Source organism: Micromonospora sp. M61 (assembly GCF_018070245.1).
GTDB classification, from domain to species: Bacteria; Actinomycetota; Actinomycetes; order Mycobacteriales; family Micromonosporaceae; genus Micromonospora; species Micromonospora zamorensis.
Window position 1 is genome coordinate 26369 of record NZ_JAGPYA010000030.1, and the last position, 22751, is coordinate 49119.

Annotated in this window: 23 protein-coding genes and 1 pseudogene; 18 read left to right on the forward strand and 6 right to left on the reverse strand. The window is 72.6% G+C overall.

Features of this window, described 5'->3' with window-relative positions; genetic code table 11:
- Nucleotides 1-8 precede the first annotated feature (8 nt).
- The 3 genes from KBX34_RS18595 (at nucleotide 9) to KBX34_RS18605 (ending at nucleotide 3726) form a co-directional block, all read left to right on the forward strand.
- Entirely contained in the window at nucleotides 9-1037 is a 1029-nt protein-coding gene (locus KBX34_RS18595; protein WP_210926030.1) for a hypothetical protein, read from the forward strand.
- 74 nt (nucleotides 1038-1111) lie between these two features.
- The gene (locus KBX34_RS18600) at nucleotides 1112-2839 is read left to right on the forward strand and encodes an AAA family ATPase (RefSeq protein WP_247671966.1); all 1728 of its coding nucleotides are present in this window, start codon (nucleotides 1112-1114) and stop codon (nucleotides 2837-2839) included.
- A 56-nt stretch (nucleotides 2840-2895) separates the two neighbouring features.
- A complete protein-coding gene (locus tag KBX34_RS18605; protein WP_210926032.1) occupies nucleotides 2896-3726 on the forward strand; it encodes a DUF2567 domain-containing protein in 831 nt (276 codons plus the stop codon).
- Here the strand turns inward: KBX34_RS18605 and KBX34_RS18610 are convergent.
- Nucleotides 3638-4345: an LON peptidase substrate-binding domain-containing protein gene (locus tag KBX34_RS18610; RefSeq protein WP_088949361.1), complete on the reverse strand. Its 708-nt coding sequence runs from the start codon at nucleotides 4343-4345 to the stop codon at nucleotides 3638-3640. The genes KBX34_RS18605 and KBX34_RS18610 overlap by 89 nt on opposite strands.
- A gap of 106 nt (nucleotides 4346-4451) precedes the next feature.
- Here KBX34_RS18610 and hisD point away from each other — a divergent pair, with 106 nt between their 5' ends.
- The 12 genes from hisD to hisF all read left to right on the forward strand — a co-directional run bounded on the left by hisD (nucleotide 4452) and on the right by hisF (nucleotide 12742).
- Nucleotides 4452-5774 carry a histidinol dehydrogenase gene (hisD, locus tag KBX34_RS18615; RefSeq protein ID WP_210926034.1) on the forward strand — a complete coding sequence of 441 codons (1323 nt, stop codon included), beginning with the start codon at nucleotides 4452-4454 and terminating at the stop codon, nucleotides 5772-5774.
- A 76-nt stretch (nucleotides 5775-5850) separates the two neighbouring features.
- On the forward strand, nucleotides 5851-6921 hold the full coding sequence (locus KBX34_RS18620) for a histidinol-phosphate transaminase (protein ID WP_088949359.1): 1071 nt from the start codon (nucleotides 5851-5853) through the stop codon (nucleotides 6919-6921).
- Nucleotides 6921-7532: an imidazoleglycerol-phosphate dehydratase HisB gene (gene hisB, locus KBX34_RS18625; protein WP_088949358.1), complete on the forward strand. Its 612-nt coding sequence runs from the start codon at nucleotides 6921-6923 to the stop codon at nucleotides 7530-7532. Before KBX34_RS18620 ends, hisB begins: the two co-directional genes overlap by 1 nt.
- 58 nt (nucleotides 7533-7590) lie before the next feature.
- A complete protein-coding gene (locus KBX34_RS18630; RefSeq protein ID WP_210926035.1) occupies nucleotides 7591-7761 on the forward strand; it encodes a hypothetical protein in 171 nt (56 codons plus the stop codon).
- A 13-nt stretch (nucleotides 7762-7774) separates the two neighbouring features.
- A complete protein-coding gene (gene hisH, locus KBX34_RS18635) occupies nucleotides 7775-8407 on the forward strand; it encodes an imidazole glycerol phosphate synthase subunit HisH (RefSeq protein ID WP_210926037.1) in 633 nt (210 codons plus the stop codon).
- Nucleotides 8408-8443: 36 nt separating this feature from the next.
- On the forward strand, nucleotides 8444-8767 hold the full coding sequence (locus tag KBX34_RS18640) for a hypothetical protein (protein WP_088949356.1): 324 nt from the start codon (nucleotides 8444-8446) through the stop codon (nucleotides 8765-8767).
- Between the two features lie 14 nt (nucleotides 8768-8781).
- A complete protein-coding gene (gene priA / locus KBX34_RS18645) occupies nucleotides 8782-9507 on the forward strand; it encodes a bifunctional 1-(5-phosphoribosyl)-5-((5-phosphoribosylamino)methylideneamino)imidazole-4-carboxamide isomerase/phosphoribosylanthranilate isomerase PriA (RefSeq protein ID WP_088949355.1) in 726 nt (241 codons plus the stop codon).
- Entirely contained in the window at nucleotides 9504-9893 is a 390-nt protein-coding gene (locus KBX34_RS18650) for a RidA family protein (protein ID WP_088949354.1), read from the forward strand. Before priA ends, KBX34_RS18650 begins: the two co-directional genes overlap by 4 nt.
- Before the next feature lie 79 nt (nucleotides 9894-9972).
- Nucleotides 9973-10419 carry a MarR family winged helix-turn-helix transcriptional regulator gene (locus KBX34_RS18655; protein WP_088951911.1) on the forward strand — a complete coding sequence of 149 codons (447 nt, stop codon included), beginning with the start codon at nucleotides 9973-9975 and terminating at the stop codon, nucleotides 10417-10419.
- Between the two features lie 5 nt (nucleotides 10420-10424).
- Nucleotides 10425-10856, forward strand: a complete 432-nt coding sequence (locus KBX34_RS18660; protein WP_088949353.1) for an organic hydroperoxide resistance protein — start codon at nucleotides 10425-10427, stop codon at nucleotides 10854-10856.
- A gap of 46 nt (nucleotides 10857-10902) precedes the next feature.
- A complete protein-coding gene (locus KBX34_RS18665; RefSeq protein WP_210926039.1) occupies nucleotides 10903-11901 on the forward strand; it encodes an NADP-dependent oxidoreductase in 999 nt (332 codons plus the stop codon).
- Between the two features lie 73 nt (nucleotides 11902-11974).
- Nucleotides 11975-12742 carry an imidazole glycerol phosphate synthase subunit HisF gene (hisF, locus tag KBX34_RS18670; RefSeq protein ID WP_210793890.1) on the forward strand — a complete coding sequence of 256 codons (768 nt, stop codon included), beginning with the start codon at nucleotides 11975-11977 and terminating at the stop codon, nucleotides 12740-12742.
- 5 nt (nucleotides 12743-12747) lie between these two features.
- Here the strand turns inward: hisF and KBX34_RS18675 are convergent, their stop codons facing one another.
- Nucleotides 12748-13209 carry a hypothetical protein gene (locus KBX34_RS18675; RefSeq protein ID WP_210926041.1) on the reverse strand — a complete coding sequence of 154 codons (462 nt, stop codon included), beginning with the start codon at nucleotides 13207-13209 and terminating at the stop codon, nucleotides 12748-12750.
- A 193-nt stretch (nucleotides 13210-13402) separates the two neighbouring features.
- Nucleotides 13403-14051: pseudogene (locus tag KBX34_RS18680) on the reverse strand (YitT family protein); the annotation flags it as partial.
- Between the two features lie 59 nt (nucleotides 14052-14110).
- On the opposite strand from KBX34_RS18680, the gene KBX34_RS18685 reads away from it, so the two are divergent.
- Entirely contained in the window at nucleotides 14111-15562 is a 1452-nt protein-coding gene (locus KBX34_RS18685; RefSeq protein ID WP_099855988.1) for a PLP-dependent aminotransferase family protein, read from the forward strand.
- A 107-nt stretch (nucleotides 15563-15669) separates the two neighbouring features.
- Nucleotides 15670-16974: a low temperature requirement protein A gene (locus KBX34_RS18690; protein ID WP_210926043.1), complete on the forward strand. Its 1305-nt coding sequence runs from the start codon at nucleotides 15670-15672 to the stop codon at nucleotides 16972-16974.
- 45 nt (nucleotides 16975-17019) lie between these two features.
- Here the strand turns inward: KBX34_RS18690 and KBX34_RS18695 are convergent, their stop codons facing one another.
- From KBX34_RS18695 to KBX34_RS18705, 3 genes are all read right to left on the reverse strand, one after another.
- Entirely contained in the window at nucleotides 17020-18846 is a 1827-nt protein-coding gene (locus tag KBX34_RS18695; RefSeq protein WP_210926045.1) for a long-chain fatty acid--CoA ligase, read from the reverse strand.
- A 138-nt stretch (nucleotides 18847-18984) separates the two neighbouring features.
- Nucleotides 18985-19935 (reverse strand): terpene synthase, encoded by a 951-nt coding sequence (locus KBX34_RS18700; protein ID WP_210926047.1) that lies wholly within the window; start codon nucleotides 19933-19935, stop codon nucleotides 18985-18987.
- A 127-nt stretch (nucleotides 19936-20062) separates the two neighbouring features.
- Entirely contained in the window at nucleotides 20063-20692 is a 630-nt protein-coding gene (locus KBX34_RS18705) for a TIGR03085 family metal-binding protein (RefSeq protein WP_210926049.1), read from the reverse strand.
- A 173-nt stretch (nucleotides 20693-20865) separates the two neighbouring features.
- On the opposite strand from KBX34_RS18705, the gene KBX34_RS18710 reads away from it, so the two are divergent.
- Nucleotides 20866-22749: an ABC transporter ATP-binding protein gene (locus KBX34_RS18710; protein ID WP_210793895.1), complete on the forward strand. Its 1884-nt coding sequence runs from the start codon at nucleotides 20866-20868 to the stop codon at nucleotides 22747-22749.
- The last annotated feature ends 2 nt before the right edge of the window (nucleotides 22750-22751 follow it).

Genomic DNA, 22751 nt, shown 5'->3' on the forward strand with positions numbered 1-22751 from the left:
TCCCGCCCGTGCGCGCCGGCAACCTGCTGCGGCAGCTGGACCAACGGCTGCTGCCGCCGCTGACCCGGGCCGTGACCCGGCTCGGCGAGCGGTCGGCGCGGTCCGGGGTGCTCACCTGGGCCGCCGTGCTCTCTGCGGCGGCGGTCCTGGGCACCGCGGTCTGGGCCGTCGACGACACCCCGGTCGGCGACCAGACGGTGGGTGAGGTGACCCGCGTCGGTGTGACCGAGGGCGATTCCGTCCCCGGCTACCTGCGGTCCGCCGCCGCCGACCTGGCCGCGCTGCCCGCGTCGGCGCAGTCCGCGGGGGACGGGACCTACGCGCTGGTCACGCTTGCCGCGTACCTGCCGCCGCAGCGTCTGGCGACGGTCCTCGGCGACGTGGGGGTCTCCACCGTCTTCGGGCGGGTGCCGCTACCCGGGCGGCAGACCGAGATCGTCAAGATTCCCGCACTGCGGGTGCCGGACGACGTCGTGGCCGGGATGGACCAGGTGGCGGCCCGCAAGGACGTCGAAGCCGCCGACTACCGGGCGCTGGCCGCCACGGTCGACGGTGACGGGCCGGACGAGCGGGAGTTGCGGGAGCGCTACGCCAGCGGCGCCGAGGTGGCCGCCGCCGAGGCGACCGCGTACCGGACCGGCTGCGCCTGCGTCTACGCCGCTGTGGTGCGAGCGACGCCGGGGGCGCTGCGCGGTGTGGCGGCCCGGCCGGACGTACGCGCGGTCGACCCCGCTCCCGAGGTGTACCGCCTGGACCGCACGGTCTTCACACCTCCGCTGCCCGAGCAGCGCGACGTGGTGCGTCCGCCCGTCGACATAGGGGCGAGTCCGGCGCCCACACCCGACGGGGACGCGCCGTCGACACCACCCGCGCCCGCACCGATGGCGTCGATGGGCGAATCGTCGGAACCCGCACCGGTCGTCACGACTCCGTCACCCGCGCCGTCGCCGGCCACATCGACCGAGCCACCCCCGCCGACCGTCACCACCTCCCCGGACGGCATCGGTGCCGAGCTGCCGACGCCCGCGTCGTCGTGATCTGCGTCGGCTGGTGTGCGCTCTGAGGTGTGGTCCGAATAGGGTTTGGTTCGTAGCCTGTCAGACGGAGATCGATGGTGCTGGGAGGGCGGGCCGTGGAGGGCAGTGAGACCGGCTGGGGCCGGCCGGCCGAACCAGCGCCGCGGTGGCGCGCGTTGTTGGACCGTGCCCGGCTGGGCGGTCGCGGCGCGGAGCAGACCGAGCCGGACCGGCATGCCGACGACCCGTCACCGGATCCGCTGCCACGGCGCGCGGCACCGAACGGCAACGCCGGGCGGGCGTCCGCCATCGGGCATCCGGCCGAGCTGTCGTACGGCGCGGAGCCCGACTACCGGGCCGAGGCGACCTACCGTGTCGACCCCGCCTACCGGGCCGACCCGGGTTACCGGGCGGAGCCGGGTTACCGCGCCGAGCCGGACTATCGGGCCGAGTCGGTGTACCGCTCTGAGCCGGACTACCGGTCGGAGCCGGCATACCGGTCCGAGCCGGCGTACCGCGCCGAGCCGGATTACCGGGCCGAGCCGACGTACCGGGCCGAGCCTGGCTATCGCGTTGAGCCGGAATACCGGGCCGAGCCGGGCTATCGGGCCGAGCCGACGTACCGGGCCGAGCCTGGCTATCGCGTCGAGCCGGAATACCGGGCCGAGCCGGGCTATCGGGCCGAACCGACGTACCGGGCCGAGCCCGAGCCACCGCCGGCCGTCCCCGACCCGGCCCAGTCGCGGTACGCGTTGCTGGACAACGGCTACCGGCCGGGCGACCCGCCGGTGCAGTCCCGGTACGCCCTGCTGGAGACCGGCTACCAACCGGAGACCGGTTACCCGGCGCCCGCGACCCCGTCGGTCGCACCGCCACTCGCCGCACCGGTCGCACCGCCGGTGGCCCCGCCACCCGTCGCGCCGGTGGCACCGCCACCCGCCCCGGCGGTCGGCTCGGCGGTCGCCGAGCGCGCCTACCCGCCCCGGATCGAGTGGCGCCCGCAGGGCGTCGACCAGGAGCAGGAACGCGCCAACGGGGTGCTCCGGCGTGACCTGGGCACGCCCCGGGTGTTCGCCTTCGCCAACCCCAAGGGCGGGGTGCACAAGACCACCGCCACCGTGCTCGCCGCGGCCACTGTCGGCAGTGTGCGCGGGCAGGGCGTGCTGGCCTGGGACGACAACGAGCTGCGCGGCACCCTCGGGCTGCGCGCCGGCAGTGCCCGGCACGCCCGGACGATCCGTCACCTGATCACCGACCTGGCGCAGATCGAGATCCTCGAGGGCGAGACCCTGCTGGGTCGGCTGGACGACTACCTGCGGCACGCATCCGACGGCTCGTACGACGTGCTGGCCGGCGAGGAGAGCCCGCGCTTCGCCCAACGACTGGACCAGTTCACCGTCCGACGTGTGCTGGAGCTGCTGCGGCGCACCCACGACGTGGTCTGCGTCGACACCGGCAACAACGTGGAGAGCCCCAACTGGCGCACCGTGATGCAGGCCGCCGACCAGCTCGTGGTGACCACCGTGCCCCGGGAGGACGCGGCGTTCAGCGCCGACTGGATGCTCGACCTGCTGCACGAGGAGGGCATGGGCGAGTTGGCGGACAACGCCATCACCCTCATCTCCTGCCCGACCCCGGGCCGCTCGTCGTTGCAGGACGACCTGGAGCGGCACTTCGCCACCCGTACGCGTGGGGTGGCCGTGGTGCCCTACGACCCGGCGCTGGAGACCGGGTCGTCGATCGAGTACCACCAACTCCAACCGGAGACCCGGCAGGCCTGGTTGCAGGCGGCGGCGATGATGGTGGAGCCGTTCGCCCGGTGAGCTGGTCTGCCGCCACCGGAGCCCCGGCCCTGCACCGGGCCTGAGAGGATCATCGGGTGAGCCCGGACAACCCCGAACCCGAGCGGCCCGTCGACGATCCCGACCGGGCCGCTTCGCCCGACCCGTCGGGGGCGACCACGTCGCAGACGCAGCCCGCTGCCCAACCGCCGGCGTACGCCGAACCGCCGGGCGCCGCACCCTCGACCGCGTCCCGGAGCTGGTTCGAGTTGACCTCCGACGAGCCGCGTCGTCCGCTGCGCACCGCGGCGACGGTGCTGGGCGCCGTGCTCGCGCTGGCCGTGCTGGGTGTGCCGTTCGGGCTGCTGTGGGCCGTGCTCGCGCCGGCCACGCCGGTGCTCAAGACCGCCGAGGGGGCGATCTACGCCGACCCGCAACCGGAGCAGCCGATAGCGGCGGACGGGTGGTTCAGTCTGCTCGGGCTCGGCTTCGGGCTGCTGGTGGCGCTCGTCCTGTGGTTCGTGCTGCGCCGGCGGCGCGGCCCGGTCGGGTTGCTCGCCGCGGTTCTCGGCGCGTTGGCCGCCGCGCCGGTGGCCTGGCAGGTGGGGCGGCGGGTCGGTCTGGCCACCTTCGACCGGCTGCTGGACACCGCCCCGGCGGGGCAGTCCTTCACCAAGCCCCCGGACCTGCGGGCCGGCGGGGTCGACTGGCTGCTCGGCGTCCTGCCGGTGCCGCACGGCAACCTGCTGCTGCCGGCCTTCGGGGCCGCGATCACGTACACCCTGCTGGCCGGCTGGTCGCGATGGCCGGGCCTGCGCCCGGAACCCGAGCCGGCCGACCTCAGTTGGGTGTCGGTGGGGACGACGCCAGCTCCGCCAGCGGCACCGGAACCGCCCGCACCTGGCGCAGCAGAGCCGCCTCGCGGTTGAGCAGCCGCAGTTCGGCGCGCAGCCGCGCGGCGGTGTCGTCGATCGCCAGCAGGCGCTGCCGGTCGTCGACGGTGAGCGCAGCGGTCGCCGCCACCAGGTGGGAGAGCACCGTCGGATCCTCCGGCAGTTGCTCGGAGATCTCCTCCGGGTCGGAGCGGATCAGGCCGAGGTACTGCCGGAACACCGCGATCACCCGGGCGGCCAGCAGATCGGCCACCTCGTCCGACCCGGCCGGGTCGGGCAGCCACTCGACGTCGGCGGTCAGATAGGGGGCCGCGCTGTCGTCGACCTCGGCGATCCGGAAACGGCGTCGGCCGACAGTGACGATGTCGAAGCCGCCATCGGTCAGCTCGGTCACCTGACGCAGCTCGGCGGTGCAGCCCACCTCGTGCAGGGTGACGTCGCCGACGCCGGGCGTCGCGCGGGCGCCGGGACCGGCGGGCGCGACCTCCCAGCCAGCCTGGATGGCCACCACACCGAACTCGCGGGGAGCGCCCTCGGGCAGGTCGACGAGGTGTCGGACCAGCGCCCGGTAGCGCTCCTCGAAGATGTGCAGCGGCAGCACCAACCCGGGAAAGAGCACCGTTGCGAGCGGAAACACCGGCAGCCGTGCGGTCACATGGTCGAGCCTAACCAATCCCGCCCGCGTGGGCGTGGCCCGGCTCACCGTCCCGGCGGACGGGCGGCTCGGGTGTACGCCGGGCCGGCCGCCTAGACTCGCAAGGGTGCTGAATCGGATCGACCTGCGCAAGGGTCTCGGAGACCCGCGCCGCCTGCTGCCCCGTGCCCAGCTCGACGTGTCGGTTGCCGTCGAGCGGATCCGCCCGCTGGTGGAGGCGGTTCGCGAGCATGGCTACCCGGCGATCCGGGAAGCCAGCGAGCGATTCGACGGCATCTCCCCGGAGGTGCTGCGGGTGCCGGTCGAGGCGATCACCGAGGCCGAGGGGGTGCTCGACCCGGCTGTGCGCGCCGCGCTGCTGGAGTCGATCAGCCGGGCCCGTCGGGTCCACGACGACCAGCGGCGCACCGACCACGCCACGCAGGTGGTGCCCGGCGGCACGGTCACCGAGCGCTGGCTGCCGGTCGACCGGGTCGGCCTCTACGTGCCCGGTGGCCTGGCGATGTACCCGTCGACAGTGGTGATGAACGTCGTGCCCGCGCAGGCGGCCGGCGTGCGGTCGCTGGTGGTGGTCAGCCCGCCGCAGAAGGACAACGGCGGTCTGCCCGACCCCCGGGTGCTCGCCGCGTGCGCGCTGCTCGGCGTCGACGAGGTGTACGCCGTGGGCGGCGCCCAGGCGGTGGCGATGCTGGCGTACGGCGCGGCGGTCGACCCGTTGGGTGAGCTGCGGTGCGACCCTGTCGACCTGATCACCGGCCCCGGCAACATCTGGGTGACCGCCGCCAAGCGGCTGCTGCGCGGCGTGGTCGGCATCGACGCCGAGGCCGGGCCGACCGAGATCGCCATCCTCGCCGACGACACGGCCGATCCGGCGCACGTGGCCGCCGACCTGATCAGTCAGGCCGAGCACGACCCGCTCGCCGCGAGCGTGCTGGTCACGCCGTCGCTGGTGCTGGTCGAGTCGGTCGAGCGGGAGTTGGCCCGGCAGGTGCCGGCGACCAAGCACACCGAGCGGGTGACCACGGCGCTGACGGGTGAGCAGAGCGGCGTCGTCCTGGTCGACGATCTTGAGGCGGGGTTGCGCGTGGTCGACGCGTACGCGGCCGAGCACCTGGAGATCCAGACGGCCGACGCCCGGCAGTGGGCGCTGCGGGTCCGCAACGCCGGGGCGATCTTCGTGGGCGCCTGGTCGCCGGTGTCGCTCGGCGACTACTGCGCCGGGTCCAACCACGTGCTGCCCACCGGCGGCTGCGCCCGGCACTCCTCGGGCCTGTCGGTGCAGTCGTTCCTGCGCGGCGTGCACCTGATCGAATACACCGAGACCGCCCTGCGTGAGGTGGCCCCGCACGTGGTGACCCTGGCCAACGTGGAGGACCTGCCGGCGCACGGCCAGGCGGTCCAGGCCCGTTTCCCGGGTGGAGCGTCATGAGCGAGCGCAGCGAGCGAACCAGCTGGCTCAGTCGCCCGGTGCCTCAGGTCGCCTCCTCGCGAAGCGGCGTGGCGGCATGAGCAGCCTGGATGAGCTGCCGATCCGCGACGACCTGCGCGGGCTCTCGCCGTACGGGGCGCCGCAGCTCGACGTGCCGGTGCGGCTCAACACCAACGAGAACTCGTACGCGGTGCCGGAGCCGGTGGTCGAGGCGATCGGCAAGGCGCTCGCTGCCGAGCTGCGCGAGTTGAACCGCTACCCGGACCGGGACGCGCTGGCGCTCCGCGCCGACCTGGCCGAATATCTCGGGCACGGGCTCACCGTCGAGCAGGTGTGGGCCGCCAACGGCTCCAACGAGATCCAGCAGCAGCTTTTGCAGGCGTTCGGTGGGCCGGGGCGCAGCGCGCTCGGCTTCGTTCCGGCGTACTCGATGCATCCGCTGCTGGCCCTCGGCACCGGCACCCGGTGGGTGCCCGCCGAGCGCGGCGTCGACTTCGGGTTGACCGCCGAGGAGGCGGTCGCCCAGGTCCGTGAGCACCGGCCCGACGTGGTCTTCCTCTGCTCGCCGAACAACCCCACCGGCACGGCACTGGACCCGGCGGTGATCGCCGCGGTGCTCGACGTCGCGCCGGGCATGGTGGTCGTGGACGAGGCGTACGCCGAGTTCGCCCGACCGGGCACGGTCAGCGCCCTCGCGGTGCTGCCCGGCCACCCGCGGCTGGTGGTGAGCCGCACGATGAGCAAGGCGTTCGGCTTCGCCGGCGGGCGGTTGGGCTACCTGGCCGCCGACCCGGCGGTGGTGCAGGCGGTGCAGCTCGTCCGTTTGCCGTACCATCTCTCCGCACTGACCCAGGCCGCCGCACGGGCGGCGGTGACCCACCGCGACGCACTCCTCGGCACGGTCAGCGCGATCATGGCGCAGCGGGACCGGATCGTGGCGACGCTGCGCGAGCGTGGGTTGCGGGTCGCCGACAGCGACGCCAACTTCGTGCTCTTCGAGGTGGGCGGGGACCAGACCACCGTCTGGAAGGCGCTGCTGGCACAGGGGGTGCTGGTCCGTGACGTCGGCCTGCCCGGCTGGCTGCGGGTGACCGCGGGCACCCCGACCGAGACCGACGCCTTCCTTTCTGCAATGGAGACTGTGTGATGAGCCGGACCGCCCGGGTGGAGCGGATCACCAAGGAGACCAAGGTCCTCGTCGAGATCGACCTCGACGGCACCGGCGCCGCCGAGATCAGCACCGGCGTCGGCTTCTACGACCACATGCTGCACCAGATCGCCCGGCACGGCGGCTTCGACCTGACCGTGCGCACCGTGGGTGACCTGGAGATCGACGCGCACCACACGATCGAGGACACGGCGCTCGCCCTGGGTGCCGCGTTCGACCAGGCGCTGGGCGACAAGGCCGGCATCCGGCGGTACGGCTCGGCGACCGTGCCGATGGACGAGGTGCTGGTCCGGGCCGCGGTGGACCTCTCGGGTCGGCCGTACGTGGTGCACGACGAGCCGGCGCTGGCCCCGTACATCGGGCCGGTGTACGCGACGAGCATGACCCGGCACATCTGGGAGTCCTTCGGTCAGGCGGCCCGGGTCACGCTGCACGTCGACGTGCTGCGGGCGGCCCGGCCGGGCGGTCACCCGGACGCGCACCACGTGGTGGAGGCGCAGTTCAAGGCGGTCTCCCGGGCGCTGCGGGAGGCGACAGCGATCGACCCACGCTCGGCGGGCGCGATTCCCAGCACGAAGGGTGCTCTCTGATGAGCGCGAGGAGTGCAGCGCAGCGGAGCCCCGCAGTCGCGATTCGAGGGTGGCTCTGATGGGTGCTGCGTTGCCGACGTTGTTGCTGATCCTGGCCGGGGTGCTGGTGGGTGGCACCTGGTCGCTCTACCGGCAGGGTGCGCCGAAGGCGGCTGTCATGGTCACCGCGGCGCTCGCGGTGCTCGCCACTGTCGCCGGGGTTCTGCGGCTGCTGCCGGAGAACGGGTGATCGGGGTGACGACATGAGTGATGTGGTGGTGCTCGACTACGGCTCGGGCAACCTGCGCTCGGCGGAGCGGGCGCTGGCCGCCGCCGGCGCTGACGTGCGGGTGACCGACGACCTGGCCGCCGCGGCCGCCGCCGACGGCCTGGTGGTCCCGGGGGTGGGCGCGTACGCGGCGTGCATGGCCGGGATCGAGGCGCTCGGTGCCGGCCCGGTGATCGCCGAGCGGGTGGCGGCGGGTCGGCCGGTGCTCGGCATCTGTGTGGGCATGCAGGTGCTCTTCGAGTACGGCGAGGAGCACGGTGTGGTGACCAAGGGGCTCGGGTTGCTGCCCGGCGGGGTGACCCGGTTGGCCGCCACCCGGTTGCCGCACATGGGTTGGAACACGGTCCGGGCGCCCGAGGGGTCGGTGCTCTTCGCCGGCTTGTCGGAGCAGAGCCGGTTCTACTTCGTCCACTCGTACGCGATGGGGGACCCGGCGGCGCTGACTGCTGCCGGTGCCACGGTGACCACCGCCCATCACGACACTGATTTCGTCGCCGCGGTGGAGCGTGGTCCGCTGTCGGCGGCCCAGTTCCACCCGGAGAAGTCCGCCGACACCGGTGCCGCGCTGCTGCGCAACTGGCTCGTCACGCTGCCCAGCAGTGACTGACCGTCGTCGCCCGGTGCCCGGCGCGAGGGTGTCGCGGTGAGCCGGGAACGGGCCCGTCGTCGGGCGGTGCGTGAGGCCGAGCAGGCCCGGGAGCGGGCGGTCCGGCAGCGGCAGGTGGCGCGCCGTCAGCGCCGTCGCGCGGTGGTCCGCCGGTTGACGCCGCAGGTGCGGCGGGGCCGCTCCGGACGGTTGCCCCGGCACAGCCGGGGTGAGCGGGCCGCGATTGTGCTGCTGACCGGTGCCGCGCTGATTCTGATCTGGACGTTCGTCGACAACCTGGCGCTGCGTGTCGCGCTGATGGTGCTCTTGCTGCTCGTACTGCCGGCGATCGTCGTGATCGCCCTGGACCGTCGTACCTGATCGAGGAGAAGACGTTGAGCCTCACCCTGTTACCTGCTGTGGATGTCGCTGACGGCCGGGCCGTCCGGCTCGTGCAGGGCGCCGTCGGAAGCGAGAGCATCTATGGCGAGCCGTTGGACGCGGCGCTGGCCTGGCAGCAGGACGGCGCCGAGTGGATCCACCTGGTCGACCTGGACGCGGCGTTCGGTCGGGGCACCAACGCGCACCTGCTCGCCGAGGTGGTGCGTCAGTTGGACGTGAAGGTGGAGCTCTCCGGCGGCATCCGGGACGACGAGTCGCTGCGGGCGGCGCTGGGCACCGGGGCGACCCGGGTGAACATCGGCACCGCCGCCCTGGAGGACCCGGTCTGGTGTGACCGGGTGGTGGGGGAGTACGGCGACCGGGTGGCCATCGGGCTGGACGTGCGCGGCCACACCCTCTCGGCGCGTGGTTGGACCCGCGACGGTGGTGACCTGTACGAGGTGCTGGAGCGGCTGGACAAGGCGGGCGCGAGCCGGTACGTGGTCACCGACATCACCAAGGACGGCACGATGCGCGGGCCGAACCTGGACCTGCTGCGCGAGGTGTGCGCCCGCACCGACCGGCCGGTGATCGCCTCCGGTGGGGTGTCCACGTTGGACGACCTGCGGGCGTTGGCGACCCTGGAGCCGCTCGGGGTGGAGGGTGTGATCGCCGGTAAGGCGCTCTACGCGGGTGCCTTCACGGTGGCCGAGGCGCTGCGGACTCTGGCCGAGGCGTGACGGTCACCCGGCTCTCCTCGGGTGGCCCGTGGGAGCAGCGGTACGGCTATTCCCGGGTGGTCCGGGCCGGTGACCTGGCGTTCACGGCCGGTTGCACGGCGACGGTGGACGGTCGGGTGGTGCACGTGGGTGACGCCGCCGCCCAGACCGCGCAGGCGTTGCGGATCGGGCTGGACGCGCTGGCCGAGGTGGGTGCGGAGCCCGGCGATGTGGTCCGGACCAGGATGTACGTGATCGACCGGCTGCACGCCGACGAGGTGGGCCGGGCGCACAACGCGGTCTTCGGCGCGGTCCGGCCGGCGGCGACCCTGGTGGTGGTGGCCGGTCTGTTGGATCCGGAGCACCTGGTCGAGGTGGAGTTGGAGGCGTACCTCGGCGGTCGCTGAGGTCGGCGGTCGGCGCGGTGCCGGCCGCCTCCCGGCCAGATAAGTTGTGCACAACTTAATTGTGGGCTACGGTTCAGCGGTGACCGATGATCTGCTGTTGCGCCGACAGGTGTGCTTCGCGCTCTACGCCGCGTCGCGCGCCCTCACCGACGTCTACCGGCCGATCCTCGACGAGTTCGGGCTGACCTACCCGCAGTACCTGGTGCTGCTGGTGCTCTGGGAACGCCCCGACGACGCCCCCACGGTGTCCGAGCTCGGCGCCGAGCTGCGACTGGACTCCGGCACGCTCTCCCCGCTGCTCAAGCGGCTGGAAGGAGCGGGCCTGGTGGTTCGGCGGCGGTCGGCGCGCGACGAGCGGCGGGTCGAGGTGGGCCTCACCGAGCAGGGGCGGGCGCTGCGGGAGCAACTCTGCGACGTCCCGCTGCGGATCGCCCTGGCCACCGGGCTGGGCATCGATGAGCTTGTCGCATTGCGCGACACGCTCACCCGGGTCACCGACACCATCCATCGACAGAAGGAGCAGTGACTCTCATGCAGGTCATCTACACCGCATCCGCGACCGCCAAGGGTGATGGCCGTGACGGCCACGTCGAGACCTCCGACGGCACCCTCGCGCTCGACCTGGCCGTGCCGAAGGAGATGGGTGGCGCCGGCGGCGCCGCCAACCCCGAGCAGCTCTTCGCCGCCGGCTACGCGGCCTGCTTCCACAGCGCGCTGCGGCTGGTGGGCCGCCGGGCCAAGGCCGACGTGAGCGACTCCGTCGTCGCGGCCGAGGTGGGCATCGGCCCGAACGGCAGCGGCGGTTTCGGGCTCACCGTCGAGCTCGTCGTCGACCTGCCCGCCGTCTCCCGCGAGACCGCCGAGCAGATCGTCGAGCAGGCCCACCAGGTCTGCCCGTACTCGAACGCGACCCGCGGCAACATCGACGTCACGCTGACCGTCCGGGAGACCTTGGCCGCGTGACCTCGCGGACCGAGACCCCCACCGCGGACGAGAGGACGACCACCCCGTGACCAGAAACCGCGAGATCCACCTGGCCAGCCGCCCTCAGGGCTGGCCCACCGAGGACACCTTCCGACTCGTCGAGACCGACGTCCCGACGCCGGGTCCGGGCCAGATCGTGGTCCGCAACCAGTACATGTCGGTCGACCCGTACATGCGCGGACGGATGAACGACGTCAAGTCGTACGTGCCACCGTTCGCCCTCGACGCGCCGCTCGACGGTGCCTCGATCGGCGAGGTGGTGGCCAGCGAGGCACCGGACGTCGCCGTCGGGACCACCGTCCTGCACGGGCTGGGCTGGCGGGAGTACGCGCTGCTCGACGCCACCGCAGCCCGGCCGGTCGACCCGAGCGTCGCGCCGGTCAGCGCGTACCTCAGCGTGCTGGGCATGACCGGGCTGACCGCGTACGCCGGGCTGCTGGAGGTCGCCGCGATGAAGCCCGGCGAGACGGTCTTCGTCTCCGCCGCGGCCGGCGCGGTCGGCAGCCTGGTCGGCCAGATCGCCAAGCTCAAGGGTGCCGGCCGGGTGGTCGGCAGCGCCGGCTCGCCGGCCAAGGTCGAGCGGCTGCGGGCGCTGGGCTTCGACGCCGCGTTCGATTACCACGACGGGCCGGTCCGCGAGTCGCTGCGGGCGGCCGCGCCGGACGGCGTCGACGTCTACTTCGACAACGTCGGCGGCGATCACCTGGAGGCCGCCATCTCGGCCATGAACCTGCACGGCCGGGCCGCGATCTGCGGCATGATCTCGCAGTACAACGAGACCGAGCCGTCGGCCGCGCCGCGCAACCTGGCGTTGGTCATCGGCAAGCGGCTCACCCTGCGCGGCTTCCTGGTCAACGACCACAACGACATGCGGGCGGCGTTCGTCCGCGACGTCGCCGGCTGGCTGCGCGACGGCACGCTGTCCTACGACGAGACGATCGTGGACGGCATCGAGAACGCTCCGGACGCGTTCATCGGCCTGCTGCGTGGCGACAACCTCGGCAAGATGCTCGTCAAGGTGTGACCCAGGCCTCGTTCACGGCGGTCGACCCGACCGGGTCGACCGCCGTGTCGTTGACGGAGGATAGGCTCGCGGCATGACGGTGGCGGTGCGCGTGATCCCCTGCCTGGACGTGGACGCCGGGCGGGTGGTCAAAGGGGTCAACTTCCTCGACCTTCGCGACGCCGGCGACCCGGTGGAGTTGGCCGCCGCGTACGACCGGGCGGGCGCGGACGAGCTGACCTTCCTCGACGTCACGGCGTCCTCGAGTGACCGGGGCACCATGCTCGACGTGGTGCGCCGCACCGCGGAGTCGGTGTTCATCCCCCTCACCGTCGGTGGCGGGGTCCGGCAGGTCGCCGACGTCGACACACTGTTGCGCGCCGGGGCGGACAAGGTCGGCGTGAACACCGCCGCCATCGCCCGCCCCGAGCTGATCGCCGAGATCGCCGACCGGTTCGGCCGGCAGGTGCTCGTGCTCTCCCTCGACGTGCGTCGGTCGCCCGACGGCGGCACGCCCAGCGGCTTCGAGGTCACCACCCACGGCGGTCGGCGCGGCACCGGAATGGACGCGGTGCGGTGGGCGCAGCGGAGCGCCGAGCTGGGCGCGGGGGAGATCCTGCTCAACTCGATGGACGCCGACGGCACCAAGGCCGGCTTCGATCTGGAGCTGATCGCCGCGGTGCGGGCGGTCGTGGACGTGCCGGTGGTCGCCAGTGGCGGCGCCGGTGAGGTGGCTCACTTCCCGCCCGCGATCGGTGCCGGAGCGGACGCGGTGCTCGCCGCCAGCGTCTTCCACTTCGGTGAGCTGACCGTGGCCGAGGTGAAGGACGCGCTGCGCCGCAGCGGCCACCCGGTGCGCTGAGCCGGTCAGTGCACGCCGGAGTGCCCCTCCGGTGACCGCCGGGGCGTCGGGATCGAACGGACTGCGTATTCCTGGACGGCCGCCGCGTGGTCGGCCTCTTCCAGGATCCAGTCCGCGCTGCCGGGTGCGTGCCGGCGGGTCAGCACCCCCTGCACGGTGTCCACCATGGTCGCCACCCCCGCCCGAGGGCGGGTGCGCCAGAGCTGCTCACCCTCGGCGGTTATCCGGAACCAGCCGTCGGCGACGCTCACCAGCCCGGCGCCGACCAGCCGCCGGATCGCGGCCTCCACCTCGTGCCTTTGCGGGATCGTGTGGTTGAGGTGGTCGGCGGTGGAGAGCACGTCGGTCAGGCGGACGCCCTCCGGCCGTCGACTCGTGGCCGACCGGTGGTGCCGTCCGGCTCCGCTCGCGATGACCAGCGACACGAAGATCCAGGCGTCCGTCCAGCGCCAACCGTTCTCCCCCATGCAGAGATGATGACGGCGCGCGTCGCGGAAGGGAACACCCACCCTCCATCCGGCACACCGGACCACCACCGTGTACCGGTTCGCGAACGGTCGGTGAGGTCTCAGCCGGTGGGAGCGGCCGGGGCGGTGCTGCCTGGTCGCGGCACGTCGGCCTCCGCCGGGGGAGTGTCGGCGCCGTCGGACACGGCGCCGTCGGGGACGGTGGCACCGCGCGTGGTGGCGTCGGACACACTTTCCTCGGGTACGGCGAACGGCGGGATGAAGAGCTGGGCCAACGGACCGATGGCCAGCGCGTACGCGACAGTGCCCAGGCCGACAGTGCCGCCGAGCAGCCAGCCCAGCGCCAGGACGGTGACCTCGATGACGGTGCGCACCAGCCGGACCGACCAGCCCGGCCGGCGGGCCACGAAACCGGTCATCAGCCCGTCACGTGGGCCCGGGCCCAGCCGGGCACCGAGATACATGCCGGTGGCGGCGCCGTTGGCGACGATCCCGGTGACGAGCAGCGCGATCCGGACGCCGAGGGGGCCACCGGCGGGCATTAGGGCCAGTGTGGCGTCCACGACCAGACCGATCACCACGACGTTGCTGATCGTGCCGAGACCCGGCCGCTGTCGCAGCGGGATCCAGAGCAGCAGCACCAGCGCGCCGACGCCGATGGTGACGGTGCCGAACGAGAGCCCGGTCAACTCGGAGAGGCCCTGGTGGAACACGTCCCATGGGTCGAGGCCCAGGTCGGAGCGGACCATCAGGGCCATGCTGACGCCGTAGAGGACGAGCCCGAGGTAGAGCTGGACCAACCGTCGAACCGGCCGGTGCCGCAGATTGCCAAGCAATGCCATGCATGCCACCCTAGGTGCCAATCCACGTCGAGGAAGAAGCCAATATCCGGGGAGTGGCCATGACGGGTCAGGTGCGCGGCGTCCAATTGGCGCGTCTGCTCGGTCAGTGGCACGCCCTGCCGGGCCGCCGACGCAGCCCCGACTACGCCGCGCTGGCCGGCACGGTGCGCGGTCTGCTCGCCGACGGCCGGCTGCCGCTGGGCGTCCGCCTTCCCGCCGAACGGGAGCTGGCCGAGGCGTTGCGGATCAGCCGGACCACTGTCACCGCCGCGTACCGGCAACTGCGCGAGACCGGGCACCTGGCCAGCCGCCGCGGCGCCGGCAGTTGGACGATGCTGCCCGGCAACCACCGGGTGGCCAGCACCGGCCTGTGGACCCCGCTGGACGACCGGGAGATGCTCGACCTCGGTGTCGCCGCGCTGGCGGCCCCACCGCAGCTCCTGACGGCCGCCCGTGCCGCCACCGAGGACCTGCCCCGCTATCTGGGCGGCGCCGGCTACCACCCGACCGGCATCATCGAGCTGCGCGAGGCGGTGGCCGACGCGTACGCCGCCCGGGGCCTGCCCACCTCGGCCGACCAGATCATGGTCACCAGCGGCACCCAGCACGCACTGGACCTCGTGTTGCGACTCGCCCTGGCCCCTGGCGGCAGTGTGCTGGTCGAGTCACCGACCTACCCCAACGCGCTCGCCGCGCTGGCCGGGCGACGGGCCCGGATCACCACCCACGGCCTGGCTGCCGACGGGTGGGAGCCGGACCTGCTGCTGGGCAGCCTCCGGCAGACCCGGCCCAAGCTGGCCTACCTGATTCCGGAGTTCCAGAACCCGACCGGGCACCTGATGCCCGCCTCGCTGCGCGAGCGGGTGGTGGCCGCCGCTCACGCGGTCGGCACCGATCTGGTCATCGACGAGTCCTTCGTGGACCTTCCGCTGGACGGCACCGAGCTGCCACCCCCGGTCGGCGTCTACGACCGGCACAGCCGGGTCATCAGCATCGGCGGGATGAGCAAGCCCTACTGGGGCGGCCTGCGGATCGGCTGGGTGCGCGCCTCCGCGCCGCAGGTGCAGCGGCTGGCCGCCGTCCGGGTCGGGGTGGACATGGCCAGCCCGGTGCTGGACCAGCTGGTCGCTGTGCACCTGCTCGCCGACGCCGACGCCATCGTGGCCGAGCGCCGGGTCCAGTTGGCCGTCCAGCGCGACGCTCTGCTCGGCGCGCTGGCGCAGCGGTTGCCGGACTGGCGGGTCACAGTTCCCCGGGGTGGCGTGACGCTGTGGGCCGAGTTGGACGGCCCGGTCTCCAGCGCGCTGGCCCGGGCCGCCGAGGAGGTCGGCGTACGGCTGGCTCCCGGCCCCCGGTTCGGCCTGGACGGCACCATGGAGCGGTTCCTGCGGCTGCCGTTCACCCTGCCGGCCGCGGACCTGGTGGAGGCCGTAGGGCGGATCGCGGCGGTGCGTTACGACCTGGACCGCACCGGCCGGCAGCGATGGCGGGAGCCCGCCGTCATCGCCTGAGCCATCGCCGAACTGACCACCGGCCCACGATCGTCGGCCAGCGCCAGATCTCTCCACGGTGTGCGGGAATGTACCTTTCGCCCCATCCTGGCTGCCACAATCTCCTGATGGGCGAGGGCGGGGGGATGCGCGGGGTCCGCCGGAGCGCGCCGGGCTCACGGGCGACCCCGCTCGAACTCTTCTACGACCTGGTCTTCGTCTTCGCGTTCCTGCACGTCACCACGGCCACCGCCGGCAATCCGACCGCCCGGGGCCTGGTGCAGTGCCTGGTGCTGCTGGCCCTGCTCTGGTGGTGCTGGTCCGGGTTCGCCGTGCTGGGCAACCTGATCCGCACCGACCAGGGCATCGTCCCGGCGATCGGCTTCGTCACCATCGCCGCCGCCTTCGTGCTGGCGCTGAGTCTGCCGAAGGCGTTCGTCGACCGGCCCGGTGGGCTGTTCGGTCCGTTGGTCTTCGCGACCTGCTACTTCCTGGTGCGGGTGAGCGAGACGGTGATCTTCCTGTGGATCGGCCGTCGGAACCGCGACGTGCGTCGACGCTGGCGGCTGCTCGTTCTGCCGCTGCTGCTGGCCACGGCCCTCATCGTGGTCGCCGGGCTGCTGCCGCAGCGGCTCTTCGACGGAACAGCCGAGTCGGTGGCCCGCCTGCTGTGCTGGCTCGCGGCCCTCGGCGTGGAGTACGGAGCCGGCCTCACGCTGCGGGGCAGCGGGTGGACGGTGCTCTCGGCCGGGCACTGGGCGGAGCGGCACGGTCAGATCGTCCTGGTCGCCCTCGGGGAGACCATCATCGCGCTCGGACTCAGCCCCAGCGGGATCGCCGGTCTGCCGCTGACCTGGCCGGTGTTGTTCGCCGCGCTCCTCGGCGTCGCGGTGGTCGCCGCGATGTGGTGGGCGTACTTCGACACCCTGGCGCTCGGCATGGAACAGACCCTGCACCGCACCCGCGACCCGGACGCCCGTGCCATCCTGGCCCGGAACGCCTACAGCTACCTGCACCTGCCGGTCATCGCCGGCATCATCCTGTTCGCGCTCGGGCTCAAGGGGCTGATCCACGAGGGCGCCGACCCCAACACACCGAGCTGGGGCATCCCGCTGCCGAGCTTCGACCTGCTGGCGCTCTACGGTGGGGTCGCGCTCTACCTGCTCGCGCTCATCGTGCTCGGCCGGCTGATGCTCGGCGCCCCCCGCTGGCCCACGATCGGCGGGATCCTGCTGCTGGTCGCGCTGGTGCCGGTTGCCGGGTCGCTGCCCGAGCTGATCGCGTTGGGCATGTTGGCCCTGGCCGCAGCGCTGGCCGTGGCCGCGCAGACGGTCGTCGACTCGCGGCGCCGGGCCGGGGTCCGGCAGAAGGCGTTCGAGGAGCAGCTCGCCGCGGAGGAGGAACACACGAGGTGGCGGGGCCACCACCTGTGAGAGCCCCGTGCCGGCTCTCTCGCCGACACGGGACCCTCGGTCGGCTCACAGCTCGGCGAGCGTGCCCGCGTACATCTTGTCGATCTGGGCCGCGAAGTTGCTCTCCACACCACGCCGCTTGATCTTCAACGACGGGGTGATCTCGCCGTCCTCGATCGTCAGGTCGCGCGGCAGGATGGTCACCTTCTTGATCGTCTCCCAGCGGTTGAGCTTGGCGTTGAGCTGGGCGACGTACTCCTCGACCATCGTCTGGGCCTCCGGCGAGGCGACGATCTCGGTGTAGCTGCGCCCCTCCAGTGGACCACCGGCGACCCAGCCCCGGATCGCGTCCGGGTCCAGCGTGACGAGCATCGTGCAGAAGTTGCGGGCCTGACCGACGACGACCGCCTGCGAGGTGTACGGGCAGATCGCCTTGAACATCCCCTCGATGTGCGACGGCGCGATGTACTTGCCGCCCGAGGTCTTGACCAGGTCCTTCTTGCGGTCCGTGATCCGCAGGTAGCCCTGCTCGTCCAGGGTGCCGATGTCACCGGTGCGGAAGAAGCCGTCCTCGGTGAACGCGGCGGCGGTCTCCTCCGGCAGGTTGTGGTAGCCGCGCATCACCGGCCGGCCACGCACCAGGATCTCTCCGTCGGTGTCGATCCGGCACTCCAGGTCACCCATCGCCCGGCCCACAGTGCCGATCTGGAGCCCGGACGGCGGGTTGACGAAGTTGCCGGCGCTGGTCTCGGTCAGGCCGTAGCCCTCCGAGATCGGCAGGTTCGCCGCGGCGAAGAAGGTGGCGATCTCCGGGCTGAGTGGAGCCGCACCGGACACCAGCACCCGCATCCGGCCGCCGAGGCGGGCCTGGAGCTTGCTGAACACCAGCTTCTCGGCCAGGCCGTAGCGCAGCTTCAATCCGGCCGGCACCGGCTTGCCGGCCTGCTCCAGTGTCACCTTCTGCTTGCCGACGCCGACGGCCCAGGCGAAGATCTTCGCCTTCGCGCCGCCGCCGTCCTGCGCGGTGGTCACCGCCCGGTTGTAGACCTTCTCGAACACCCGGGGAGCGCCGCACATCAGCGTCGGGCGGATCACCGACAGCAGGTCGACCAGCTTCTCCACCCGCCCGTCGACATAGGTGGGCAGGCCGACGTGGATGGCACCGCAGAGCAGCGTCTTGCCGAACGAGTGGGCCAGCGGCAGCCACAGGTACTGCAGGTCGTCGTCGCGCAGCAGCCCGACCTCCGCCTGCGCCACGGCCTCCCAGCACCAGCCGCCGTGCAGCAGCTCGACGCCCTTGGGTCGACCGGTGGTGCCGGAGGTGTAGATCAGCGTGGCCAGGTGGTCCGGGCCGATGCCGGCCACCAGCATGTCGATCAGATCCGGCTCGGCGGCCAGCGCGCGGGTGCCCCGCTCCTCCAGCTCGGCGAGGGTCAACTGGGGGATCGCCGCAGCCTGGTCGGTGTCGCCGTCGAGGAGCACCACGTGGGTCAGCGCGGGCAGGTTGGCGCCAGCAATCTTCGCCGCCTGGGCCGGATTTTCCGCGAAGAGCACCTTCGAGCCGGAGTCGGCGATGATGAAGGTCGCGTCCGCCGGCTCGGTGGTCGGGTAGACGGTGGTGGTCGCCCCGCCGGCGCACATGATGCCGAGATCGGCGATCACCCAGTCCAGTCGGGTGTTGGCGAGGATCGCGACCGGGTCCTCCTGGCCGACGCCCAGGCCGTGCAGGCCGGCGGCGACCGCCTTGGCACGCTGGCCGACCTGCTCCCAGGTCAGCCAGACGGGCCCCGAGTCGTCGGGGGCGGGGGAGGCGAACGCGTTCCGGTCGGGGGTGGCCGCCACGCGCTTGAGGAACATGTCCGGGATGGAACGGTACGGTACATCGAGAGCCATCGCTGGAGCCGCCTTCGGGGGTGGTGGCGTGACCGTCGTCACGTCATGATGGTTACCGAAGAGTATTGCGTGGCACCGTGCATCGGCTAGCCCTGGTGATCGTCCGGCCGGCCCAACCCACCGACCGGTCCGGCGGAATCAGGCGTATCGGGCAGCCACGACTGACCAGTCGTAGGTGGCTCGAACCCAGTTGCGCCGGGTGGCCGCCGCGTGGGTCATCTCGTCGTTCCCACTGGACAGCAGCGCCTCCTCCGCTTCCAGGTACGCCGCCAGGCTCTGGTTGAACCGGTTCGCCACGGCCCGCAGCGCGGTCGCCTCGTCCCCGGCGGCGCCCTGGGCGATCACCGTGACCAGGTTGTGCGCCTCCGGATCAGCCTGGCTCTCCTTGCCGTAGGAAAAGAGATCGTTGCACCAGCAGACCAGGTCCACCGCCAGCAGATCCAGTGCGAGCAGCGCCGGGTTGGCGCGCTGGATCGCCCCGAGGGGCCGCGCCGATGCCAGGTCGGTCAGGGTGAGGCAGGGGTGCACGCCGCCGATGTGCCGGCGCAGTTGGACGTACTCCGCCACCTTCGGCACGCGCCGACGCTCCCGGTTGGTCGCCTCCCAGAGCAGTGCCAGCAGGTACTCCCGCATCTGGCTGACGAACCGCAGCAGCAGCGCCGCATGGGCGTCGTGCAGCCGGGTCCGGCGGCACAGGTCGTGCAACGCGTCACCCAGGGGCCCGACGGCGGGCGGCGGGACGTCCGGGTCGCCGTACCGGTCCAGCACGTCGAGCAAGGTGCTGATGGCCGGTCCCAGCCGGACCGGGTCGGCGCCGAGGCCGTCCTCGTCGCAGGCGTCGTCCATCACGAAGAGCCAGCTGATCAGGTCGGTGAGCAGTCGCAACCCGTCCACCGAACCCGCCGGGCAGGCGCGGCCGGCCAGGCCGGCGGCGTCGGCCCGTTGCAGCCGACGAACCCGCTGGCTGGAATCGATCAGCCCGAAGGTCTGCGCCCACTCGATGCTCTCGTCCGCCACCCGTTCGGTGGCCTCGTGGCGACCTACGGGAAACGGGGGCTCCCGCAGCGCCGAAATCGCGAAACTTCGCACAGTCCGCCCCCACTCGTTGCCGCTCGGCGAAGAGTGACGCGGTAAAGCGTACGGGAGGAGGTATCAGCCTTCGTCGCTGGGTGTGGGGCATTCCACAGTGGACCTGTGACCGTTTCCAGACATAGCGTCACATTCCCAGGCTGGCGGTCCGAAGGCGTCGGATGGCCTCCGGTGGACCGTCCAGTTGGACCCGGGCCACCCGTTGCCGACCGGAAAGGAACAAGACCAGTTCGGCTGGGGCGCCGACCACCCGGAGCGGCTCGCCGCCCCGGCCGACGGAGAGTTCGCCGTGGCCGGGCGCCTGCACGTAGAGGTCCGCCGGAAATCGGCGAAGCGTCAACCGGGCCATCGGGGAGGCGCGCTTCCAGAGCGCAGCCTGGAAGCCGACCGGCAGGTCCCGCGGCTGCCACCCGGAGCCGGCCCGCCGCACGTCCTCGTGATGGATGAAGAACTCCATCATGTTGGCCAGCTCGTCGGTCACCCGGTTGCTGACCGGGCTCCAGAACGGCGGGTTGCGCACCTGGTCGACCAGGTCCGGGTAGGGCCGCGCGGCGAGTCGGAGACGGACCCGCTCGGCGTAGCCGCGCAGCGGCGGCAGCATGATGCCCCCGGCCGCGTCCGGGCGGCGTTCCCGCAGCACCAGGTGCGCGGCGAGGTCACGGGTCGCCCACCCCTCGTTGATCGTCGGGGCGTCCGGCCCGAGGGCCAGGAAGAGATCGGCCAGCGCATCGCGCTCGGCTCGGGCGTACCGCGGCATGGCCTGATCGTAGGCCCGGCGGCCCGTTGGCGCGCGGCTACCGTCCGTCGGTTCGATGTCCGCGGTTCGCCCCGTCCGGTACGTGATGGTCGACATATCCCGTCGGGGTCGGCGGTGCTGGCCTGGACCGGTAAGGATGAGGGAGATAATTGCGGCTTACGGCGGGGGAGAGTGTGGCGAGCAGGACAAGTCGGGACGTGCTCAGCCGAGGGCTGGGGGTCCTGCGGCAGGCGATCCGCGAGCAGCCACGGATCTTCACCGTCGCGGTCGTGGGCAGCGTGCTCTTCGGCGGGATGATCATCGTCAGCGCGCGGGTCGTCGGGTCGGTCATCGGCGAGGTGGCGCTTCCGGCGATCGAACGCGGCGAGGTGGGCGCGGGCACCCTGGCGCTGGCGGCGGCCGCGTTGTTCGGGATCAGCGTGCTGCGGGTGGCGGGCATCTTCGGCCGTCGGCTCGGTGCCGGCTACATGCAGTACCGCCTCCAGGCCTCCTACCGCCGCCGGGTCACCCGCCGGTACCTGGAGCTGCCGCTGTCCTGGCACCACCGCAACTCCACCGGCACCCTGCTGTCCAACGCCAACTCCGACGTGGAGGCGGCCTGGTACCCGATCGCGCCGCTGCCCTTCGCCGTCGGCACGCTGGTGATGCTGGTCGGCGCGATCGTGTCGCTCTTCGCCACCGACTGGGCGCTCGCCCTGGTCGGCCTGGCGGTCTTCCCCGCGCTGTTCGCGCTCAACGTCGTCTACTCCCGCCGGATGGCGCCCCGGCAGGCCCGGGCGCAGCGTCTGCGCGCCGAGGTCAGCGGCATCGCCCACGAGAGCTTCGACGGCGCCCTGGTGGTCAAGACGATGGGTCGCGAGGCCCAGGAGACCGCCCGGTTCGCGGGCCGCGCCGGTGAGCTGCGCGATTCCTTGATCGCGGTCGGCCGGCTGCGCGGCATCTTCGACCCGCTGTTGGAGACCCTGCCGAGCCTCGGCACCCTGGCCGTGCTGGTGGTCGGGGCGTTCCGGCTGCGCCAGGGCGCGATCAGCGTGACCGAGCTGGTCAGCGTGGCCTTCCTCTTCACCGTGCTGGCCTTCCCGGTGCGGGCCATCGGTTGGGTCCTGGCCGAGCTGCCGCGCAGCGTCGCCGGCTGGGACCGGGTCCGCCGGGTGCTCGACGCCACCGGCGAGATGCCGTACGGGCAGCGCGTGCTCGACGCGGCCGGCGCCGGCCCGGCCACTCTCACCTTCAGTGACGTGCACTTCTCCTACCCACCGGCCGAGGCGCACCAGACCGGGGCGCAGGTCCTCGGTGAGGTCGGCTTCACCGTGCCGGCCGGTCGGACGGTGGCCCTGGTCGGGCCGACCGGCGCCGGTAAGTCCACCATCGCCTCGCTGGCGGTGCGCCTCGTCGACCCGGACTCCGGCACCGTCAGCCTGGACGGGGTGGACGTGCGCGAGCTGACCGCCGCGTCACTGGCCGGCACTGTGGCGCTGGTCGCGCAGGTGCCGTTCGTCTTCGACGACACGGTTCGCGCCAACATCGCCCTCGACCGGCAGGGCATCGACGACGAGGCCGTCTGGGCGGCGCTTCGACTCGCCGAGGCGGACGGGTTCGTCGCCGCGCTCCCCGACGGCCTGGACACCATGGTCGGTGAGCGGGGCACCTCGCTCTCCGGCGGGCAGCGGCAGCGGCTCACCCTGGCCCGCGCGTTGGCCGGCCGGCCGCGCCTGCTGGTGCTCGACGACGCGACCAGCGCCGTGGACCCCCGCGTGGAGGCGGCCATCCTGGCCGGGCTGCGGTCGTCGACGGCCGAGCCGGGGGTGCCGGTCGCGTCGATCCTGGTGGTGGCATACCGGCGGGCCACCATCGCGCTCGCCGACGAGGTCATCTACGTGGAGCAGGGGCGGGTGATTGCCCGGGGCACCCACACCGAGCTGCTGGCCACCGTGCCCGGCTACGTCGACCTCGTCACCGCCTACGAGCAGGCCGAGGTCGACCGCGCGCAGGAAAGTTCGTACGGCGACGATGTCGCGCCGCTGCCCTCGGGCCTGGAAATCGAGGTGGACCGGTGAGC

Excerpts from the sequence above, each read along its gene's own strand:
- KBX34_RS18600 (WP_247671966.1), top strand. The coding sequence starts at position 1,112 with ATGGTGCTGGGAGGGCGGGCCGTGGAGGGCAGTGAGACCGGCTGGGGC.
- KBX34_RS18620 (WP_088949359.1), top strand. The coding sequence starts at position 5,851 with ATGAGCAGCCTGGATGAGCTGCCGATCCGCGACGACCTGCGCGGGCTC.
- hisB (WP_088949358.1), top strand. The coding sequence starts at position 6,921 with ATGAGCCGGACCGCCCGGGTGGAGCGGATCACCAAGGAGACCAAGGTC.
- KBX34_RS18630 (WP_210926035.1), top strand. The coding sequence starts at position 7,591 with ATGGGTGCTGCGTTGCCGACGTTGTTGCTGATCCTGGCCGGGGTGCTG.
- hisH (WP_210926037.1), top strand. The coding sequence starts at position 7,775 with ATGAGTGATGTGGTGGTGCTCGACTACGGCTCGGGCAACCTGCGCTCG.
- KBX34_RS18660 (WP_088949353.1), top strand. The coding sequence starts at position 10,425 with ATGCAGGTCATCTACACCGCATCCGCGACCGCCAAGGGTGATGGCCGT.
- hisF (WP_210793890.1), top strand. The coding sequence starts at position 11,975 with ATGACGGTGGCGGTGCGCGTGATCCCCTGCCTGGACGTGGACGCCGGG.
- KBX34_RS18675 (WP_210926041.1), bottom strand. The coding sequence starts at position 13,209 with ATGGGGGAGAACGGTTGGCGCTGGACGGACGCCTGGATCTTCGTGTCG.
- KBX34_RS18685 (WP_099855988.1), top strand. The coding sequence starts at position 14,111 with ATGACGGGTCAGGTGCGCGGCGTCCAATTGGCGCGTCTGCTCGGTCAG.
- KBX34_RS18690 (WP_210926043.1), top strand. The coding sequence starts at position 15,670 with ATGGGCGAGGGCGGGGGGATGCGCGGGGTCCGCCGGAGCGCGCCGGGC.
- KBX34_RS18695 (WP_210926045.1), bottom strand. The coding sequence starts at position 18,846 with ATGGCTCTCGATGTACCGTACCGTTCCATCCCGGACATGTTCCTCAAG.
- KBX34_RS18705 (WP_210926049.1), bottom strand. The coding sequence starts at position 20,692 with ATGCCGCGGTACGCCCGAGCCGAGCGCGATGCGCTGGCCGATCTCTTC.